Source organism: Bacteroides sp. MSK.20.82 (assembly GCF_019052485.1).
GTDB classification, from domain to species: Bacteria; Bacteroidota; Bacteroidia; order Bacteroidales; family Bacteroidaceae; genus Bacteroides; species Bacteroides thetaiotaomicron.
The window spans coordinates 22,146-41,893 of the sequence record NZ_JAHQUN010000047.1 but is presented as its reverse complement, the minus strand read 5'-3'; the positions used below and the strand labels follow the sequence as shown (position 1 = coordinate 41,893).

29 protein-coding genes and 2 tRNA genes are annotated in these 19,748 nt (G+C 39.0%); 20 read left to right on the top strand and 11 right to left on the bottom strand.

Annotated elements, in window-relative coordinates; translation table 11 throughout:
• Nucleotides 1-39 precede the first annotated feature (39 nt).
• From KTR07_RS23390 to KTR07_RS23355, 8 genes are all read right to left on the bottom strand, one after another.
• Nucleotides 40-306: a hypothetical protein gene (locus KTR07_RS23390; protein ID WP_254305273.1), complete on the bottom strand. Its 267-nt coding sequence runs from the start codon at nt 304-306 to the stop codon at nt 40-42.
• Nucleotides 290-697, bottom strand: a complete 408-nt coding sequence (locus tag KTR07_RS23385) for a hypothetical protein (RefSeq protein ID WP_005794432.1) — start codon at nt 695-697, stop codon at nt 290-292. The genes KTR07_RS23390 and KTR07_RS23385 overlap by 17 nt, the downstream gene beginning before the upstream one ends.
• Complete coding sequence (locus tag KTR07_RS23380) at nt 694-1,071, bottom strand: hypothetical protein (protein WP_007846579.1); 378 nt, start codon at nt 1,069-1,071, stop codon at nt 694-696. The genes KTR07_RS23385 and KTR07_RS23380 overlap by 4 nt, the downstream gene beginning before the upstream one ends.
• 5 nt (nt 1,072-1,076) lie before the next feature.
• Nucleotides 1,077-1,313: a hypothetical protein gene (locus tag KTR07_RS23375; protein ID WP_007846577.1), complete on the bottom strand. Its 237-nt coding sequence runs from the start codon at nt 1,311-1,313 to the stop codon at nt 1,077-1,079.
• Nucleotides 1,301-1,483, bottom strand: a complete 183-nt coding sequence (locus KTR07_RS23370; RefSeq protein WP_005794436.1) for a hypothetical protein — start codon at nt 1,481-1,483, stop codon at nt 1,301-1,303. Before KTR07_RS23370 ends, KTR07_RS23375 begins: the two co-directional genes overlap by 13 nt.
• 1 nt (nt 1,484) lies before the next feature.
• Complete coding sequence (locus tag KTR07_RS23365; RefSeq protein WP_007846574.1) at nt 1,485-3,122, bottom strand: phage/plasmid primase, P4 family; 1,638 nt, start codon at nt 3,120-3,122, stop codon at nt 1,485-1,487.
• 156 nt (nt 3,123-3,278) lie between these two features.
• Nucleotides 3,279-3,479, bottom strand: coding sequence for a hypothetical protein (locus tag KTR07_RS28530; protein ID WP_007846572.1), 201 nt, complete (start codon nt 3,477-3,479; stop codon nt 3,279-3,281).
• A 760-nt stretch (nt 3,480-4,239) separates the two neighbouring features.
• Nucleotides 4,240-4,806 carry a hypothetical protein gene (locus tag KTR07_RS23355; RefSeq protein ID WP_007846570.1) on the bottom strand — a complete coding sequence of 189 codons (567 nt, stop codon included), beginning with the start codon at nt 4,804-4,806 and terminating at the stop codon, nt 4,240-4,242.
• Nucleotides 4,807-5,180: 374 nt separating this feature from the next.
• On the opposite strand from KTR07_RS23355, the gene KTR07_RS23350 reads away from it, so the two are divergent.
• From KTR07_RS23350 to KTR07_RS23290, 14 genes are all read left to right on the top strand, one after another.
• Nucleotides 5,181-5,420, top strand: a complete 240-nt coding sequence (locus tag KTR07_RS23350; protein ID WP_004327398.1) for a hypothetical protein — start codon at nt 5,181-5,183, stop codon at nt 5,418-5,420.
• 139 nt (nt 5,421-5,559) lie between these two features.
• Complete coding sequence (locus KTR07_RS23345) at nt 5,560-5,844, top strand: hypothetical protein (RefSeq protein WP_007846567.1); 285 nt, start codon at nt 5,560-5,562, stop codon at nt 5,842-5,844.
• A gap of 74 nt (nt 5,845-5,918) precedes the next feature.
• Nucleotides 5,919-6,812: a hypothetical protein gene (locus KTR07_RS23340; RefSeq protein ID WP_007846566.1), complete on the top strand. Its 894-nt coding sequence runs from the start codon at nt 5,919-5,921 to the stop codon at nt 6,810-6,812.
• 4 nt (nt 6,813-6,816) lie between these two features.
• On the top strand, nt 6,817-7,008 hold the full coding sequence (locus tag KTR07_RS23335) for a hypothetical protein (RefSeq protein WP_007846565.1): 192 nt from the start codon (nt 6,817-6,819) through the stop codon (nt 7,006-7,008).
• Nucleotides 7,009-7,351: 343 nt separating this feature from the next.
• Nucleotides 7,352-7,510 carry a hypothetical protein gene (locus KTR07_RS23330; RefSeq protein WP_007846560.1) on the top strand — a complete coding sequence of 53 codons (159 nt, stop codon included), beginning with the start codon at nt 7,352-7,354 and terminating at the stop codon, nt 7,508-7,510.
• A 146-nt stretch (nt 7,511-7,656) separates the two neighbouring features.
• Complete coding sequence (locus KTR07_RS23325; RefSeq protein WP_254305274.1) at nt 7,657-8,838, top strand: hypothetical protein; 1,182 nt, start codon at nt 7,657-7,659, stop codon at nt 8,836-8,838.
• A 102-nt stretch (nt 8,839-8,940) separates the two neighbouring features.
• Nucleotides 8,941-9,354 carry a hypothetical protein gene (locus KTR07_RS28525; RefSeq protein WP_254306570.1) on the top strand — a complete coding sequence of 138 codons (414 nt, stop codon included), beginning with the start codon at nt 8,941-8,943 and terminating at the stop codon, nt 9,352-9,354.
• A gap of 39 nt (nt 9,355-9,393) precedes the next feature.
• Nucleotides 9,394-9,576 carry a hypothetical protein gene (locus KTR07_RS23320; RefSeq protein ID WP_007846556.1) on the top strand — a complete coding sequence of 61 codons (183 nt, stop codon included), beginning with the start codon at nt 9,394-9,396 and terminating at the stop codon, nt 9,574-9,576.
• A complete protein-coding gene (locus KTR07_RS23315; RefSeq protein WP_007846555.1) occupies nt 9,569-10,078 on the top strand; it encodes a hypothetical protein in 510 nt (169 codons plus the stop codon). The genes KTR07_RS23320 and KTR07_RS23315 overlap by 8 nt, the downstream gene beginning before the upstream one ends.
• A 7-nt stretch (nt 10,079-10,085) precedes the next feature.
• A complete protein-coding gene (locus tag KTR07_RS23310; RefSeq protein ID WP_007846554.1) occupies nt 10,086-10,343 on the top strand; it encodes a hypothetical protein in 258 nt (85 codons plus the stop codon).
• A 12-nt stretch (nt 10,344-10,355) separates the two neighbouring features.
• Entirely contained in the window at nt 10,356-10,751 is a 396-nt protein-coding gene (locus KTR07_RS23305; RefSeq protein WP_007846553.1) for a YopX family protein, read from the top strand.
• Entirely contained in the window at nt 10,748-11,017 is a 270-nt protein-coding gene (locus tag KTR07_RS23300) for a hypothetical protein (protein WP_007846552.1), read from the top strand. The genes KTR07_RS23305 and KTR07_RS23300 overlap by 4 nt, the downstream gene beginning before the upstream one ends.
• Nucleotides 11,018-11,022: 5 nt before the next feature.
• The gene (locus KTR07_RS23295) at nt 11,023-12,279 is read left to right on the top strand and encodes a P-loop NTPase (RefSeq protein ID WP_007846551.1); all 1,257 of its coding nucleotides are present in this window, start codon (nt 11,023-11,025) and stop codon (nt 12,277-12,279) included.
• Between the two features lie 2 nt (nt 12,280-12,281).
• Nucleotides 12,282-13,100 carry a site-specific integrase gene (locus KTR07_RS23290; RefSeq protein WP_004326975.1) on the top strand — a complete coding sequence of 273 codons (819 nt, stop codon included), beginning with the start codon at nt 12,282-12,284 and terminating at the stop codon, nt 13,098-13,100.
• A 51-nt stretch (nt 13,101-13,151) separates the two neighbouring features.
• Here the strand turns inward: KTR07_RS23290 and KTR07_RS23285 are convergent, their stop codons facing one another.
• From KTR07_RS23285 to KTR07_RS23275, 3 genes are all read right to left on the bottom strand, one after another.
• The gene (locus KTR07_RS23285) at nt 13,152-14,291 is read right to left on the bottom strand and encodes a site-specific integrase (RefSeq protein ID WP_007846549.1); all 1,140 of its coding nucleotides are present in this window, start codon (nt 14,289-14,291) and stop codon (nt 13,152-13,154) included.
• Between the two features lie 217 nt (nt 14,292-14,508).
• A tRNA-Asp gene (locus tag KTR07_RS23280) sits at nt 14,509-14,582 on the bottom strand.
• Between the two features lie 53 nt (nt 14,583-14,635).
• Nucleotides 14,636-14,709, bottom strand: a tRNA-Asp gene (locus tag KTR07_RS23275).
• 443 nt (nt 14,710-15,152) lie between these two features.
• On the opposite strand from KTR07_RS23275, the gene purU reads away from it, so the two are divergent.
• The 6 genes from purU to KTR07_RS23245 all read left to right on the top strand — a co-directional run bounded on the left by purU (nt 15,153) and on the right by KTR07_RS23245 (nt 19,738).
• On the top strand, nt 15,153-16,010 hold the full coding sequence (gene purU, locus KTR07_RS23270; RefSeq protein ID WP_008762395.1) for a formyltetrahydrofolate deformylase: 858 nt from the start codon (nt 15,153-15,155) through the stop codon (nt 16,008-16,010).
• Entirely contained in the window at nt 16,010-16,600 is a 591-nt protein-coding gene (gene hisH / locus KTR07_RS23265) for an imidazole glycerol phosphate synthase subunit HisH (protein ID WP_016267206.1), read from the top strand. Before purU ends, hisH begins: the two co-directional genes overlap by 1 nt.
• A 171-nt stretch (nt 16,601-16,771) precedes the next feature.
• Complete coding sequence (hisA, locus tag KTR07_RS23260; RefSeq protein WP_055299432.1) at nt 16,772-17,491, top strand: 1-(5-phosphoribosyl)-5-[(5-phosphoribosylamino)methylideneamino]imidazole-4-carboxamide isomerase; 720 nt, start codon at nt 16,772-16,774, stop codon at nt 17,489-17,491.
• A gap of 107 nt (nt 17,492-17,598) precedes the next feature.
• Nucleotides 17,599-18,354 carry an imidazole glycerol phosphate synthase subunit HisF gene (gene hisF / locus KTR07_RS23255; RefSeq protein WP_008762398.1) on the top strand — a complete coding sequence of 252 codons (756 nt, stop codon included), beginning with the start codon at nt 17,599-17,601 and terminating at the stop codon, nt 18,352-18,354.
• A gap of 62 nt (nt 18,355-18,416) precedes the next feature.
• Nucleotides 18,417-19,028, top strand: a complete 612-nt coding sequence (hisIE, locus tag KTR07_RS23250) for a bifunctional phosphoribosyl-AMP cyclohydrolase/phosphoribosyl-ATP diphosphatase HisIE (RefSeq protein WP_008762399.1) — start codon at nt 18,417-18,419, stop codon at nt 19,026-19,028.
• Nucleotides 19,013-19,738: a cell division ATP-binding protein FtsE gene (locus KTR07_RS23245; RefSeq protein WP_008762400.1), complete on the top strand. Its 726-nt coding sequence runs from the start codon at nt 19,013-19,015 to the stop codon at nt 19,736-19,738. Before hisIE ends, KTR07_RS23245 begins: the two co-directional genes overlap by 16 nt.
• The last annotated feature ends 10 nt before the right edge of the window (nt 19,739-19,748 follow it).

Below are 19,748 nucleotides of genomic sequence, written 5' to 3'. Positions count from 1 at the left end.
ATGGATGGAGCTCTTTTCAATTAGAATACAGCGCACTTTTCAATTAGTATCTACAGTATAAGTATAGTCTTCAATTATTTCAAGAAGGGATAAAATAATGGCATCCACTTCCTCCTGCAACTGTCTGTTTGCTGAAAAACGGAATAGTTCAGGGCTGATCTTGTACCGGTATGAAATATCTATAATTTGCTTTGCCGCCTCGATCATTACAATTTGAAGATTGGTACGCATGGATAGCTCCGCATCCAGACGTTGACGGAGGTATTCTTTGGCCTCTTCAATTTCCTTATCAGTCGGTACCCTCATTTTTATGTTCCTCCTTAATACCTTCCTTGATACTATTCATGTTTCTCTCTTCTTCCAGTATCTTGGCATCATCTTCCGGTGATACTGGTTGCTGCAAGCCTCGTAGCCGTTCGGTAAGATCAGAATAGCTTTTAAAAAACTCTTCCATAAACTTAACGTCAGGGGTTGCATTACTAATAAGGAAACATACTTTGATCCATGTTTCCAAATATTCACGAAGTTCCTTATTGTTGGTTAACTCCCGAATCCGGGAAAACATTCCGTTATCATCCCGAAAACGCATACTCCAAAAACCTGACACTGCCTTAATACTGATCCAGTCATGTTCACTACCATTATCCCTCGTAACAATAAAGTTACCTACCTGAATACCATTTGTTTTTTTGCTCATAATCCTATTTTTAATTTACGTTCAAATCTATCTCCAAGATTAAAAAAGTATTCCTTACCGTAAGAGTTTATACGTTCTTCATCCGATGATACTTTATTCATTTCATGAATCAAGCAACTATACCTATCATCATCAGGAAGAAGCCCTTTGCACTCTTCTCTGATATAAATATGATGCTTCCCATTTACCCAATAAAATTCAGAGAGAAATCCACCAAGAAGCATTTCAATCATTTTTTGGTGTCTGACAGACAATTCTCCTTGCACTGCTATATCCATTACAATGCTCTTACCTTCTATTGTCTTCAATTCACATGAATAGTTCAAGGCCCGAAGAATAGACATCAGCTCAACACTTAACTCTATGTGATTCATATTTTTCATACTTTTACTATTTCAAATTCATCTGCATGTTTCTTACCAATCCAATCCCGTTTCTGATTTTCAGTTGCGCTTTCGTAGATTCTTCCTCGCTTAGACAAATGCCTTTTCCTAAAAATACCTTCTTCTCCAAGTTTGTCATAATCTCTTCTTGAAGGGGATAATCCCTTTGCCCTGCAAAAGAACAATCCCGTTTCCTTGTGTCTAAATTTTACTGCCATGCTTATTCCTCCCATGGATTTTCGTCTTCTTCCTCAACGTAAATCCGTTTTAATTTGTCTGATACTTCTTCAAGCTCACGCTTCATTTGATTTACATGAAATCCAGCTGGCATAGGGATTTCCAATGCTCCCCGTAGGTTATCTATTTTTTCAATAACCTCTGCAAATTCATCCGGTGCGATCATACTATTTGGTTCTTATTTTTAATTGTTTGATAATCTTCTCCACAGCGTCCAAGTCAAAAACAGTTGTTCTCTTCTCCATGTGGTACGTCCCCTCCAGTTTCTTCTCCCGGAACAAACGCTGGACTTGATAAATGCTCAATGACAAGCAGGCCGCAAGCCCTTCATGGGTATAAGCGTATCGTTTGCCATCTTGATAAACCGGTTTAGCGATCCTTTGCTTATAGTTACCCCGTAGGTCTTCCCGTTTCTCATAATAGAGTTTTTCCGTCAAGGCTGTTCCATACAAACCATACACCTGACCATTCGGGGTTCTTTTTTTACGATAACCGGCTTCCGAAAGAATACGTCCGAATACTGTCACATTCTCTTCTTTGGCATTATTGTCCCTACACCATTTGCAATATTTCCGGTACAGAATGGCCGAAGACATCCATTTGGGTTCAATATCGGCAATTTCCTCATAGCGGCACAGATAGTTCATTTGATACATGAACTTCATTACGGTACTACTTTCCGACTGATATTCATCCATGACATTTTCAAGCTCCTTACTGTCTGTCAACTTATAACCATTGGCGATAAAACGGTCACGTCCTTCCAATATCCAATTGAATATAGCTGGGTATTCGGCCTCCAAATCCCGTGACAGTTCTTTTTTCTGCCGGGCTTTGGGTATCTCCACCTCAAAGGGAATAATGCAAATACGCCGCCTCATTCCATAGCTCCAGTCTTTCAAATACGGCATTTGGTTGGCATTTGCCATAAGCAGGGGAATATTGTAAGCAGTGAAGTTATCGCCATAGATAGGCCGGGCTTCGGTAGGTTCACCACTGATAAGGCTCTTCAACGTGTCACTATCCTTACCAAACTCTAACGCTTGTATTTCAGAACAGTAGTTCAACCGCTTGCCATTAATGAAAGCGATATTTTTTTTTCTCTCATTTCCAGTAATCAATGCACCTATGCCGAAATTGCTGACATTCTCCCGGCCAAGTATGCCCATGATCGTTTCAAAGACTACACTTTTGCCATTGGAGCCGGAGCCACGAAGAACAAGCATAGTTTCCATTTTCGCCACACGCCGGTCAACAAAAATACTTCCAAGAAACTCCTGCAAAACTTTTTGCATGTTTTTGTCCGGCAAAACTTCATCCAGGAACATTCTCCAAAGAAAGACATGCTCTTCCGGCTTGTAGTCATAGGGAACGCATGTAGTCTGTACCCAACGGCGGTTGAAAGAATGTGCACGGCGAGCATTCATATCAAACACACAGTTATTGAACACCACAATGGCATTATCAGGCTTCAAGGCTTTTCCTGCCACCACACGCTTACAGACTTTCAGTACACCCTCCACACGGGAATAATCACCATTGGGCATTTTGCATTTACGCATCAAGTCATATATCAGGTTACCAAAATCATCCCATGCCATCTCTTCATATATCCGGCCACTGAAATAGTAAGGAGTACCATTGAACTTACAAATCGAAGATCGTATAATGGCTGCACGCATCAAGTCCTGCACAGCGTCAACACGCGCTGCACTTTTGGACTCTTGTAAGGCGGCATCCAGTTTCTCGCCTTTCATAAGCCCAAAGACCTCATTTAACAACTTCCTATACTTTCCCGACTCCATTTCAGTCTTTAAATTTACCAGTCCTTACCTGATTGATACAGTCAGCAACCCATCCAACAAGATACGAGAATGTTTCCTGATTAGCTAAATCCACTTTTGCACCTATATAATCAAATATGTTCATCGCTATATGTGAACTTTCATGAGCGATATTTGCTATAGTAATGGCATTCTTACTTTCAAATCGGACAAGAATACACCCAAATTTCGCAGTTTATCACGAACACAGTCCACAATGGCATCAGCAGTATCATCCCATTCACTTACACCTTCAAATCTATCTGAAAATGTATCTGTACTGACTGCAACCCACAACTTGCGTGGATATATCACCGGATCAAACTCATGTATTTTCATAAAATATCATTATATATTCAAAAACAAGTGTTTTTGATAGTTTTATGCCTATTTTCAGGCCGTTTTACGCCACAAATATAGTCTATTTTCTACATAATTATCATATAAATACTATTATTTTCTACTTAAAATATAGAATAAACACGTGCTTTTGAAGGCTTTTTTATCATATTTTGTATTCATAGCACCATTCAATATAAGTAATCATAAAATATTGGCAAACAAAGGATAACGACTCTATTTCAATAGGAAATACAGATGGAGCATTCTCTCTGATATGTATGGTTTATGTAGGGTTTTAAAGGCAACTATACATATATAACATATTGAAATACAAATCAATGGAAAAATAGTGCATAGTATGTATAGTTTTTTATGCAAACCATATTATATATATTTTTTTCCATACGCAATTTACATATAAACTATACATACTATACATTAAATTTCCATTGACTTAATAATGAATGATTTACACATGTATAGTTATGAAGTAAACCATACATATACTATACATTTTCAGAAGTAAAACTATACATCAGACATTCACTTTTGTAATTTATCATTGGAAAAGCCTTAAAAACATCCATTATTGACTCCAAAAAAGAAAAAAAATAAAAATCTTGACCGGGATTGAAACATGCTTGGTGTCTTGGGTAGCCGGGGGGGGTGCCCTCCCTGCTTTCATTCCCCAGTTGACCGGCAAAGAAGGAGAAAAGCCGCGCTTTGCCTTGATTCTCTTTATATTATACCTATAATATTAAATATAATCCGGCTTTTCCGCTTCTTCTGCTTTCCGCTTTGCTCGATCAGCTATAAAAAGGCTGCATCTATAACACTGCAAAGGCAGATAATAATGTACTGTTTCCTCTTCTTCTGTATTTTCGTCCTTCTTCATTTGCTGGAGATCGGCAATTTTCATTAATACATCCGCACGATCTTTCCCCCTCAAATAAGGCAAAGTTTGTTCGAGACCTGATAAAACCGCGTCTTTATCCCGGTATTGTACAACATTCCCGGCTTTTTCTTCCTCTTCTGCTTCTGTGTTTTTCTTTTTCTTCTTGCTTTTGGGGCTATCATTGTCAGGAAGGAAGGCGGCGCGGTTATCTTCAAAAGACCGTATCAATTTATTAATGCCGGGTTTATCCTTTGCAAGCTGGGCGGCTCCGCGTTGCGCCGTTTCTATTTTGGTTGATCGTGGTCTAAATATAGTTGCGTATGCTTCGCCACGACTGGCGCCGGATGCAACAAGCATACAAAAGAAAACATCATCCGGGGTTAATTGATAAATTTGCTGTAAATCTGTTACGCGCTTACTGTACACCATATAAAACGATATAAAAGAGTTCATTATATTGGCGTCTCGCGCTCTGTAACTTGCTACAAAGTTAAACAAAGGCTACAAATAAAGCAAATAAGCATATTTAAAGCCTGCACATTACAAATATTTCATTACTTCATAAATGCTTTATATTTACATTTGCATCATTGTGTAATATATTGATTATTAGTTATTTATATAAATATTAATAAATGCAAAAACAGGACATTTTCTTAAAAATAAAAGTACATTTTGTTTTGTATTACAAATATTATTCGTATCTTTGTAATACAGAAAAGGAGATAAAAGATCGGATCACCTACCACAAATCCCGCTTTTACTTCCTTCTTGGTTGAATGTTTAATTTAAAATATAAGATCATGGAAGTATTACTAAACTTACAAAACAAAAATGTAACGCTAAACGCTGTACATGTAGCCCCAGAGGGCACAAACTGTTGCAACCGTTTGAAGGTTCATTTTGATGTATTTCAAGAAACAGCGAAAAAAGCCGCTATTATAAGACTATCAACGGCAAATAGTTTTGAATTGATTCACTATCAAGATAAACATATAGCGTTGTTAATTCCTTTTGATCGTATTCAAAAGATTTCATACTAATAAAAAACCGGGTCGAGTTTGGCGACTCTTCCCGGCCTCCCTTTAAACTTTGCGTTTATCGGATCACCTACCACAGTGACAACGCAAAGTTAAGGGAAAAACAAAGACAAACCAAGTTTCACCCTTTAAATTTTGCGTTATGAATACAAATTTGCTAATTATCTACATTCGCAATTCTCGCGATATTTACGCGCTTACTGAATGGCTGCAAAATGCACTTTTGAAAAAAGTAAACCGCGGTTTAACTCCTTCCGTTGAATATCTTGCAAACTGTTCCACTATGAAAAAGATCGTCCGGATGGCGGCTAAAATGCTTTCCGATCAGGATCATAAGACCGCAACCAAGCAAGAAAAAGAACAAGCAGCCAAAGAACATGCAATATACATTATTGGATGCGTGGAATACCTTGCAAACAATAAATAGTAATTATTTCCGGGGCTGTCATGGCTCCGGGTTACTTCTTACTTTTCATTATTCACCCTTTAAAACTTTGTATTATGACTACTACAAATAGACTTTTTTACACAGTATCAAAAAGATATATTCAAGCCGGGACAACCTTTAAAATCGATGTTAAAATATTACTGGCTGATGATTGCAAAAATAATATATGCGATTGGAGTATAACGGCGGATATTTACGAACAACGCAAAAACGGGCGTTTCGTTTGGTGTGCTGGTGGTTGCTGCCATGAAGAAATACTAAAGCGTTTCCCACAGTTTAAAATGTTCGTTGATCTTCATTTGTCTAATCATTACGGCGCGCCAATGTACCCAGTTGAAAACGGGTTTTACCATATTACGAACAGCAGCAAAGAAACTGCAATTAACTATTTGCGTATCACGGAAACAGAATATAATTTGCTTTATCAGGCAGAAGATAAACAATACTTTAAATACCTTCTTTATACGCTTGGTATCGTTGAACGCTGGAAAAGAGAATCTAACGAGGCTTTAAAAAAGCTGGAAGAGTTAACCGGGCAAACATGGGAAAACCCATATAAGCCGGAAAACGAACGTTTTACTTTGAAATTGACGGACGAAGAACGTACAACTATAACTAACAGAATAAACGATGGTTATTATCGTCCTGAAGCTGTACAAGCGCGAAAAGACGAAGAAAAGCGCAAAGCATACGAGAAAAAACGCGCTGAAATAATTAACAACTGTGAAAAGAAACAAGAAAAGGCCGAAAATGAAAAGCGGGTTATGTTGGCCGTTCTTGATGCCGGGTTATCAGTTAGTAATGTAATATATTACGATCATAGTAACGAGCTTGTTTTTAATTGGAGAGACCACGAAACAAAAGTAACGGAGAACGATTTTAATAAATTCGTTTCCAGTGTTAACCGTTCTTTGTTACCTGTTGGCATAACTTTTAAAATGAAATAGCCTTATGAAAGTACGTAGAATAACAAAAGAAGAAGGAAAACGGGTGAATATATCCCGTTTCCCGAACTTTCATAAATCCGGCAGTATTAGAGGAATGAAAAAACAGTATTACGGCGTTGCCGCGCTGCTGGTGCGTTGTGGAAGCTATATATATAACGTAACATCAGAACCAAACATTTATTATAATGCTAAATAGTTAGAATATGTTTTGTTTAATGCTGCTTTTATTCGGTGCCGTGGTGTTCATCTCCGGCACCGATCCCAAGAAATTAAAAGACTTCATAAATAAAAATGATCAATCAGACAAATTTTAAATTTATGGAGAAAAAGATATTATATCATATTGGATTATACGGATTTAGAAAACTTATAGTTTATGTAATAAAGGATAACGGGGATAATACATCTATTGTTAGCCTTAACAAAGACGGTTCATTTCCTAAACACGTTTGGAAATGTAATTTGCATAACATAAACGAATAATACAAATATTCCACCGCGCCGGACGGTTTTCCGGCATTCCTTTAAACTTTTATATTATGACTACTTATATAATAGAATCCCCAAACGGAGAAACGCACAAATTAGAAGTATTCCGTACCGCAACCGGATTTAGTGTTTATGTTGATGGCTCAAATATATGTGAGAGTATAACGGAGGAAGATTTTTTGCAAGAGCTTGAAAACCCTACTTTCTAACATGGTGGGCGTAATTATTTGGCTAATAGTAGTTTTATTAATCTGCTTTAGCGTGTTTGGCGGTCTTTGGCTGCTTCCTATTTACTTGCTTTTTTGCCTTGCTTTAGGCTTTTACTTTGGTGTAAAATATCTAACTATTTAATGTTATGAATGAAAAAGAATTTAACGGCCTCATTTTGGCCGAATTGGTTAAAATAGCAAACGACGTTTTTACAAATGAAATAGAAATAGCTCCCGGCACCTATACCGCCGCGGAGCTTGCAAAACTGAAAGATGCCAACGGGAACGAGATAAATATAAAATATCTTTGCGTTGATGCCAAACTAAATATAACGGATTTTAGGACTGTACAAATAAACAGCTTTAAATGTTCCTTTCCAGTGGATCAGGTTTTTAATCTTGTTTGGCAATTTGAAAAGCTGATAAGCACCAAACAAGCCAATAAAACAAGGTTTACCAAAATAGAAGAGCGCGAAAATATTGTTTGCTCCTTTGATATGTGGATTATAAAGGAACATCTAAATATCACTAAATTAGTAACAAAAGATCCTTTAAGACCGGCATTTAATTATATTTATCTTGATCCTTACAAATCGGCTTTAGTTGCTTCTGACGGGCGTACATTAAAAGAATACCCCGTAATTATTGAAACATCCGGGCTTTTACCTGACGGTCTAAAATTATTTATCAATCCCAAACATTTAAAAGAAATGGTTGGCCGGTGTTCTGTTTGTGTTTGTAATCAGGACGGCGGCAATATTACAGAAATAACCAACGACAAGAAACAAACCTTTGTTTGTGATTTTGCCGGATATTTCCCTAATTACCGGCTTGTGTACCCCCATCTTTCAAAAGACGGATTTATAAAGATTCAGAAAAGCGAATTAAAAGCGGTTGCCGGTTTTGTAAAAGAAATAGCCAAACGAAACAAAAAAAGCGGTTTTTCACTTCGTACTATTGCCGGAGATAATAAAGTTTATTTATCTTATAATGATGCAGGCAGTAACGGACACAAAGAACTTTGTGCAACATTGGAAAAAGCCGCTTTAATTGATATAAAGTTAGGTTTCTTTGCATCAAACGTTATCCCCTTGCTTTCCGGCTGGACTGGTGGCGTGTGGCTGGTTGCACCTGATCGGGCGGCGGTCTTTGATGATAAGACGGCGCGTATAGGTGTGGTTATGCCTGCATTTATAAATGATTCTATTTGCCCGAACTTAAAATGTAATATAAAGGCTTTAGATCGCGCCAAAGCTCCGATCATCCCGGAAAAAGAACCGGTAAGAGAACCGGGAACACATTTACCGGCCTTATATGTGGATGCATAAACGAAAACACCGGCGTTTGTCTTTGCTTTGGTAGCTCTGATAGATTTTATTTCCCGTTGGTTTTATCAGGATCAAATAAACAAAGCATTACAGAGGCTAACAATGTTAACCGAACTATCCGGCATTTCTTTGCCTGAACTATTAACCGAACCAGTAAGCGAAGAAACAAACGCAAATGTACCCGAACCAATAACAGAGGATGAACCAGTACGCGCATACACACCCGAACTATTGTATATTGATCGGCCTTTGGTTTTCCCGGTGCCTATCTTCATACATAAACATGAACGAACTATCAGCCGAATCGTTGTGCCCGAACTATTGAATCACCAATGTATAGCGTTACTGTTTGTTTCCATGATGTTACCCGAACTATTACGGCGATATGTTTGGGGAACAATCCGACCAAAGGCAAATGCAGATGAACTATTTTGGGGCGATTTCAGACGTTTTCACACCAAAGGTAATCATCGAATCAGAGACGGAACAAAAGAGGCAAACAAACCTAAATTATAGCCATTTCAAACGAATTATTACATATATCAATGAATCATTATGGAAGAGAATAAACAAGCCAAAAGAAGTTATCGCCGAAACAAACCGGTTACGAAAAGTAAGGTCTATGCTATTAGACTGGATATTGATTTGGTTGATTTTGTCAGAGAGCAACCAAACATGAGTAAATTTATTAATGAACTGATCCGAAAGGAGAAGGAAAATACCCAAAAGTATGAATGAAAAATCAAAAGCTTTTGAACTGATAGAATTTGTTTGGAACAATGAAAAGACTGATTCTTATTTACGAGTCAACATAGCCATGTATGAAGCAGTAAAGTTGGCTATAATATCTCAAATGAAATTCAATAAAGAGGATTTTCAGAATATATTTTCAAAATTCAGCGGTGGTTACTGGTTTGGAGTCAACGCCAACGGTAAGGGCTATGGTGAAAATTTCTATCGGAAAGCTGTTACTTCGGGAAATATTTCAGCCTGCCAAAGCTATGAAGCATTCTGCAATATTAAACCCTTCATAGACTCCAAAGGCAGAAGGTTATGCAAAGGGGCAATGTACCGGGATAATGAGAAACGTTATAGGGTGACGGGATTTGATTTCAGCACTAAAAAAGTTTATTTAGTAGGTTATGCCATAAGTGATTGGGAAGAAAAAGGCAAAAAGACTCTTTTCAACTTTACCAACAACGAATGGAACGAATTTAGAAAACAAATAAAGCAATTTTAGCATAATTATGAATCAAAAAGCAAAAGATTATATCAGACGTAACACTTTGGATTTGGAAAGTGACAACCGGATGGATTCTACCGGCTATGTGCAATATGCCATATCAGAAGCAAAAGCCTATGCAGCAATAGCGATAGCCGAAGAAGGAATGAGACAAAAAGCCATTGAAGCATTCAAATTTGCTGTTGATGGTTACTTCATAATTGGTGGTACCGATTATTCAGCCGATAGATTAAATGAATTTATTAAAAAACTTGAATCTTAATTGGATATTTATATGAGAATGATAAAATTTAGAGCGAAAAGGGTTAACGGTGGTGAATGGGTAAAGAGTATGACCATTTCCTATGGAACCATCAAAAGAAAGATGTACAATGTATTCTTTGAAGTAGAACCCAACAAGTGGGTTGGTGTTATTCCCGAAACAGTCTGTCAGTTCAGCGAAATAACCGATAAGAACGGTAATAGCATCTTCGAACATGATCTAATACTGATTCATGAAAGTGAAAGCTCCTATCAATTTACAGTTGAGGTATTATTTCATAAAGGTATGTTTTGCTACAAGAACAAGGCATGTGGCTTTACTCCGTTGTGGTACGTCAGCGATAGATGTGAAGTGATAGGAAATGCTTTTGATAATCCTGAATTGATGAAAGAAGGAGTCCAACCATGAATATGCCATATAAAACCAGTCGTGACTATCAGCTTCTTAAAAAGCTACTGGATGAAGGAAAAGAGATCGTATGTTTTACAGACTTTCCGATAGATAATCGGATTTTCCGTGATGTTTGTAAAGCAAGAAAAATAGGAGAAGGCCGATATTCCGTTACTTGCCGTGGTTGTGAATATGCTTCATTTTGGGAAAATCACAATTACAAATGGACGTTTGAAGATGAAATGCGAATGGCTAATATAGAATTTATTGAACCAAATATTTAATTGATATGAAAGCTATTATAATATATTCAGGCAAAGGCGGCGTAGGCAAAACCACAACAACCGCAAATATAGCAAGATTACTTGCAAAACAAGGGAATAAGGTGTTTATCATTGATGCAGATATAAACACCCCGTCAATGAACACCGAATTTGAAGGCGATCATCCGCATGAAATGATTTGGGTACACTCTTCTGGAAATATGTTTTCCAAGTTTATTTACTTGGAAAAATCAATGGTAAGGCAATATCTTGAACTGGCTAAAAAGAAAATACACTCTATCAACCCGGATTATGTTCTTATTGACACGCCTCCAAGTGTTACAAACGTGCATATAGAACTTCTTAGTAGGGTAAAAGTAAGTTATGTGCTGTTTGTCACCCAACCCACGAAATTAAGCAACCAAGATGTATTGCGTACAATGGACTTCTTTCATGAAAGATGTGGGAAGGTTAATTGTGGTATTGTGGAGAATATGTGCTACGGTACAGAACATAATGAATACCCAATAAGACTTGTTGCACAAATACCCATGCAGGACAACATGAATACCGAAAACCTGCTAACCAATGCCTATAATGAGTTTCAAAAGATAGTTGATGAAATCGTACAGAGTGATATTGTTGTTCTTGAAGAATATTCCACCGAAAACGGATATGATGAAAACTTTGATGTTACGGATATACACATTACCGGCTCACGAAAACATTACTTTACCCATGAACTTAAATATGATAATGGTGTAGAAAAAACTCTTACTCTACCTGCTATGAAATTTCTGTCTGTAAGAACATGGGATAAAGTAAGAGATTATATCCGATTCCATGATGATATGGGACATCTTTGGGACGAGAGAATGAGAAGATGTGATACAGAAAGGGTTGGCAGAGTAGTAAATCATTTCCAAAATGACGATAACGCCTATTTTATGGTTATAAATGCGCCAAACACGGAAGTTCATCTCATTACTGGAGAAATCGGAATCTGTTCTTTATTGACTGGGCAGAGAGGGCATTTTGAACTACCAAGAGTCAGTTATCAAACGAGTAAAGGAAACGTGGTGCTGTTCCCTGATGAAATCATGCCAGTAGATATAAACTTGCTACAACAAGAAATAAACGAAGGCTATATAATGTTAAGTGACGGGAGATACTTACCACCGAAAGAAGCGGTACAACAATGTTACAACGCTTTCGGCATAAGGGTTGGCTTAGGTGATAATTGGGAAGATATTTATGATGGTTGGAATAAAGAAATGAAATAAAAATGAAAGACTTACGTATAGCATTCTTGGCAAAATACCCCAAATATGAAATTATACTCAACATGTATAGTCGGGCAAATGATTGCCCGGCAACATGGGAGAATCTTTCAAAAGTCCGATTGCAGACTTTTGTTGATTATATGGAAGAACGGCTGGCACCAAACTCTGTTCGCCAATATGCCGCCAAATTAAAAGCTGTATTGAACTTGTATAATGAAGAGGTTGAGCTACCTAAAGACTATAATAAAATCCTTTCAGTAAAAAATGTGAGAAGCACTAATGTTTGGCTTACTGATGAAGAACTTGAACGAATTATCACCTATGCTCCCAAGAATACCAACGAACAATTGGTACGCACACAATTTTTAATAGGCGCCTTTACCGGTTGCCGTCATAGTGACTATACACGGTTGAACAACCGTAATATAGTGGGTGGAATGATCTCTTATGTCAGCCTAAAAACTAAAACTCATGCCACGGTGCCATTGAAGCCAATCGTGAAAGAGCTACTAACAAATTTACCTAAAGAAGAAGTTAGTGATCCGACATTCAACAATAATATCCGTAATATTTGCCGGAAAGCCGGAATCACAGAGGCGGTTAAAGTATTCAAGGCCGGAAAGGAAGTGGAAGGTGAAAAATGGGAATTTGTTTCAAGCCACACGGCACGCCGGAGTTTTGCAACCAATTTGTATTTACGCGGTGCCGATTTATACTCAATAAGCCAAATGATGGGACATGCAAGCGTGGAAATGACTCAAAATTATCTTTGCTGTGGTCTCCGTGAACAATCGGCACAAGTTATGGAGTATTTTAAATGAAACAAGCCACGCTAAATATCGGTAGAACTATTTTAGCGTGGCTTTCTTATACTATGACAAAATCCGTTCCAGCATCTCAAAGTCTTTTTCCACTTCGGCATTCAGAACTTTAGCATATTGTTGTGTGGTGCGTACATTTGTATGACCGAGCATTTTACTCACATTTTCCATTTTAACCCCATTGTTCAGGCACATTGTCGCAAATGTGTGCCTGCTCATGTGAACGGTCAAATTTCTATCAAGCCCTGCATAATCAGCAACTATTTTAAGCCGCAAATTGTATTGTTGATTACTGATAATCGGAAGCACATAATCATATTTTTTCAATATTTCCATTGCAGGAGACAGTAATACGATAAAATAGTTTTCTTCTGTCTTTAAACGAATATCCAATATAACATACTTATTGCCGCGTTTTTGTACGTCACGTTTGAAATTGAATTTAGCAAGATCAGCATAGGATATTCCAGTATATGCCTGAAAAATAAAAAGGTCACGGACTCTACAGATCGTTTCCGAGTCTATTTGAGCATCTTTCACTTTCTTCAATTCTTCGGCAGTCAAATATTTCCTGATGGCATGTTTGCCACGGGAAAAACGCTCCCCCTTATACGGATCATTTTTTAGCAAATCAAACTTTATGGCCTCGTGGATATAACGTTTGTTACGTTTATGATAGTTATATATTGTCGGCTGTGAATAACCCTTAGCATGTAACCAATCATCATACAATGTGATATTGGCTTTTGTGAGATCAGAAAAATATATTATTCTGTCAAATTCACGTAATGAGGTCGCAAATGTCCGATGGGAAGCTTTGGTACTTTCCGTTATATCTCCACGCTCTTCAATTCTTCTTTCTACAAAGTCAACAAAACTTTCCGATTTATTGGTATATCTCAAAAATCTATCCAGCTTATCAAAATCAAAAACTTCCTTTTTGCTGATAAGTTCATTAATCCAATTTTGGATAATCCGGAGTTGTTCATCAAGACACTGGTTCAATTGAATCATTTCAACCGAATTGATTATCTTCTTTCGATCATTCCATTGGTCGGAATAGACTTTAACGCCGGTTCCGATCCATTTTCTCTTACCTTCGCTCAAAACTTCAATTTGAACGAGTCCCTTGTGTGTCTTTGTCGCAACCTTTTTACGGTCAAAGACGAATCTCATTGTCGGATATTTCATATTCTTTTGAGTTTTGGTATCTACTGATTATCGCTACAATAAAAAAATGGTATCAAAGGCGGTATCATTATAGGTGAAAATATCGGGAAAAATCGGGAAATACTGGTAAGTTTCCGGTAAATATGCACCCAATTTTTATATGTTCTCCATCTACTCCCAACGCCTTAATTGCTTGATACACAACAAAAAAGGGAGTAACTAATGTTACTCCCTTTCGCGGTGCGTACGGGACTCGAACCCGTGACCCCATGCGTGACAGGCATGTATTCTAACCAACTGAACTAACGCACCAAATATTAAAGACTAATTCATTTTATTTCTCTTTGCTTCTTACTTAAAAGAAGCGGTCCGGACGGGACTCGAACCCGCGACCCCATGCGTGACAGGCATGTATTCTAACCAACTGAACTACCGAACCAGAATTTCATTTTGTTAATCTGCATCTCTCTCGATTGCGGGTGCAAAGGTAGTTGTTTTTTGTAAATCTGCAAATGTTTTGATGAAACTTTTTTCCAATAAAAAGCAAGAAAAAAGCTTAGTGTCTCATTTTGAGTACTTTTATAATGAAAAAAAATATTAGTTTTTTCTTCAGTCAGGATGGTGACACTATCCGGTCGTCATAGTGACACTATCACGATGGGATAGTGTCATTATCCGGAGGCGATAGTGTCACTATCCTGAAGTTTGTCATCTTCTTCTTTGGAAATAGTCTTGGATATCTTTCTATCTGTAAGAAATCACCGTTTTTATATCAACTTTCTGCTTGAATAATTCGTAGTTTTGCAATAAATCGTTATTTTTGCGCACTAAAATTAGATAGGTGGAAGAATTTCCGCCCGGAATAGTAAATTAGTAAAAAGAATGATGACTACAGCCAAACTGTTATTGCACTGTCCCGACAAACCGGGAATCCTCGCGGAAGTGACAGACTTTATTACGGTAAACAAAGGAAATATTATCTATCTGGATCAGTATGTAGACCATGTGGAGAACATCTTCTTCATGCGTATAGAATGGGAATTGAAAGATTTTCTGGTTCCGCAGGAAAAGATTGAAGATTATTTCAGAACGCTATATGGGCAGAAGTATGAAATGGATTTCCGTCTTTATTTCTCGGATGTGAAACCGCGTATGGCTATATTCGTTTCTAAAATGTCTCATTGCCTGTTCGATATGTTGGCTCGCTACACGGCAGGAGAGTGGAACGTGGAGATACCTCTTATTATAAGCAACCATCCGGACTTGCAGCACGTGGCAGAGCGTTTCGGTATTCCTTTCTATTTGTTCCCCATCACCAAGGAGACCAAAGAAGAACAGGAACGCAAAGAAATGGAATTGCTTGCCAAACATAAAATTACATTCATCGTGTTGGCACGTTATATGCAAGTGATTTCCGAACAGATGATCAATGCGTATCCGAATAAGATTATCAATATCCATCATTCCTTCCTACCGGCATTTGTGGGGGCAAAACCTTATCATGCCGCATTCCAGCGTGGAGTGAAAATTATCGGTGCGACCAGCCATTATGTAACGACTGAGCTGGATGCAGGTCCGATCATCGAGCAGGATGTAGTACGCATTACACATAAGGACTCTATAGAAGATCTTGTAAATAAAGGAAAGGACCTGGAAAAAATTGTTCTTTCGCGTGCGGTACAAAAGCATATCGAACGTAAGATTTTGGCTTATAAAAATAAAACAGTAATATTTAGCTGATGAAAGTAGCAGTTGTAAAATACAATGCCGGGAATATCCGTTCTGTGGACTATGCTCTGAAGCGGTTGGGAGTAGAAGCAGTGATTACTGCCGATAAAGAAATACTTCAATCTGCCGATAAAGTGATTTTCCCCGGAGTAGGAGAGGCGGGAACTACCATGAATCACCTGAAAGCAACAGGGCTCGACGAGCTGATCAAGAATCTGCGTCAGCCTGTGTTCGGAATTTGCCTCGGTATGCAGCTGATGTGCCGGCATTCCGAAGAAGGTGAGGTGGACTGCCTGAATATCTTTGATGTAGACGTGAAACGTTTTGTTCCGCAGAAGCATGAAGATAAAGTGCCGCATATGGGCTGGAATACGATTGGTAAGACAAACAGCAAACTGTTCGAAGGATTCACCGAAGAAGAGTTTGTCTACTTTGTACACAGTTTCTATGTGCCGGTTTGTGACTTCACTGCTGCTGAAACCGATTATATCCATCCGTTCAGCGCGGCATTGCATAAAGATAACTTTTATGCCACCCAGTTCCATCCGGAGAAAAGCGGGAAGACAGGTGAAAGGATTCTGAGGAACTTTCTGGATCTCTAATAAACGTTGCAACAGTTTATAATAAACTCCGCTATAGTTTATAATAAACTCGGTCATCGTTTATAATAAACTATTTCCGGCTTTTCGGAGAAGAAGAAAAGGACAGGCATAAGAAGATGGAGTGAACAGCTAAAATAGTAAATCGTAAATGATCAAATTGTATATAAACAGATGATAGAAATTATTCCAGCCATTGATATTATTGACGGGAAATGTGTACGCCTTTCTCAGGGAGATTACGATAGTAAGAAGGTCTATAACGAAAATCCGGTGGAAGTAGCCAAGGAGTTTGAAGCGAACGGGGTTCGCAGGCTTCATGTGGTAGATCTGGACGGAGCCGCTTCTCACCACGTAGTTAACCATCGGGTATTGGAGCAGATTGCTACGCGTACCTCTTTAGTAGTAGATTTTGGCGGTGGAGTAAAGAGTGACGAAGATTTGAAAATAGCTTTTGAAAGCGGTGCTCAGATGGTGACAGGCGGAAGCGTTGCCGTGAAAGATCCGGAGCTGTTCTGCCATTGGCTGGAAGTATATGGCAGTGAGAAAATAATCCTCGGAGCAGACGTCAAGGAACATAAGATTGCTGTAAACGGCTGGAAAGACGAAAGCGCCTGCGAGCTTTTCCCATTTCTCGAAGACTATATAAATAAAGGTATTCAGAAAGTTATTTGTACTGATATTAGTTGTGATGGAATGCTGAAAGGTCCTTCTATAGATTTGTATAAAGAAATGCTGGAGAAGTTTCCGAATCTCTACCTGATGGCTAGTGGCGGAGTGAGCAATGTGGATGACATAATCGCCTTGAATGAAGCCGGAGTTCCCGGAGTCATTTTCGGTAAAGCATTGTACGAAGGGCATATAACATTGAAAGATTTGCGTATATTTTTATAATCAGGAGTGCTAAAATGAAAGGAAGCACCCTGTTATAATGAAAAATAAGGAAGCAGGTTCTCGGATTAGTAGAATCTAAATTGTCAAATAGTAAATAAGATAGAATTGTGTTAGCAAAAAGAATCATACCCTGTCTGGATATAAAAGACGGACAGACCGTAAAAGGAACGAACTTTGTCAATTTGCGCCAGGCCGGTGATCCGGTAGAGCTGGGGCGGGCTTACAGCGAACAAGGAGCAGATGAACTTGTGTTTCTGGATATTACTGCAAGTCATGAAGGACGTAAGACTTTCACGGAATTGGTAAAGCGGATTGCTGCCAATATCAATATCCCGTTTACCGTGGGCGGTGGCATCAATGAATTGAGCGATGTAGATCGCCTGCTGAATGCCGGAGCGGATAAGATCTCGATCAATTCTTCCGCCATTCGCAACCCTCAGCTGATTGATGACATTGCCAAGAACTTCGGTTCTCAGGTTTGCGTTCTGGCGGTAGATGCCAAGCAAACAGAAAACGGATGGAAGTGTTACCTGAACGGCGGGCGTATCGAAACCGATAAAGAATTGCTGGCATGGACCAAAGAGGCTCAGGAGCGTGGAGCAGGCGAAATCCTGTTTACGAGCATGAACCATGATGGGGTGAAGACCGGTTATGCGAACGAAGCGCTTGCTTCCTTGGCCGATCAACTCTCTATTCCCGTGATCGCTTCGGGCGGGGCAGGGCTGAAAGAACACTTCCGTGATGCTTTTTTAGTAGGAAAAGCAGATGCGGCGTTGGCTGCCAGCGTTTTTCATTTCGGAGAAATTAAAATTCCCGAATTAAAATCGTATCTTTGCGGCGAAGGAATAACCATCAGAGGGTGAGGCGGCATGGGCTCACACAAACGGTATAGTAAATTGAAATAGTAATTAGAACTTAATATAAGATGGAATTGGATTTCGATAAGATGAACGGACTTGTTCCGGCTATCATACAGGACAACGAGACACGCAAAGTCTTGATGCTGGGCTTCATGAACAAGGAAGCCTACGATAAAACGGTGGAAACCGGAAAAGTAACTTTCTTCAGCCGTACCAAAAATCGTCTTTGGACGAAAGGAGAAGAAAGCGGCAACTTCCTTCATGTGGTATCTATCAAAGCGGATTGTGACAACGATACCCTGTTGATCCAGGCAGATCCGGCAGGTCCTGTTTGTCATACAGGCACAGATACTTGCTGGGGTGAGAAAAACGAAGAACCGGTTATGTTCCTGAAAGCATTGCAGGATTTCATTGACAAACGTCACGAAGAAATGCCCCAAGGTTCTTACACCACCAGCCTGTTCGAATCCGGAATCAACAAGATCGCTCAGAAAGTAGGTGAGGAAGCTGTCGAAACAGTGATCGAAGCTACGAATGGAACAAACGAACGTCTGATCTATGAAGGAGCCGACCTGATTTATCACATGATTGTATTATTAACTTCAAAAGGCTATCGGATCGAAGACCTTGCACGCGAATTGCAGGAAAGACATAGCAGTACATGGAAGAAGCATTAATTCAATATAAAAACGTAGAAATCCATCAACAGGAACTCTGTGTACTGAGCGATGTCAATCTGGAATTGCACAAAGGAGAGTTCGTCTATCTGATCGGGAAGGTAGGTTCGGGGAAAACGAGCCTGCTCAAAACCTTTTACGGCGAACTGGACGTAATCGACGGCGAAGCGGAAGTGCTGGGCTATAATATGCGTTCAATCAAACGCAAGCATATCCCTCAGTTGAGAAGAAAGCTGGGAATTGTGTTTCAGGACTTTCAGCTGCTGACGGACCGTACCGTTTACAACAATCTGGAATTTGTGCTTCGTGCCACTGGCTGGAAGAACAAACGGGAAATTCAGGAAAGAATAGAGGAAGTGCTCGACCTCGTGGGAATGTCCAACAAGGGCTATAAACTCCCCAACGAACTTTCCGGCGGCGAACAGCAACGCATCGTTATCGCACGTGCCGTGCTCAATTCTCCGGCTATTATCCTGGCAGACGAGCCGACCGGAAATCTGGATGTGGAAACAGGCAAGTCCATCGTTGAATTGTTGCACAACATCTGCGAATCCGGTTCGTCGGTAGTGATGACAACGCACAATCTGCAATTGCTGAAAGAATATCCCGGCAGTGTATACCGCTGTTCCGAACATCGTATAACGGATGTGACAGACGAATACATGCCCAGACAGAGAACAATAGAAATAGATTTAAATATAGATAACTAAAACAGTAACG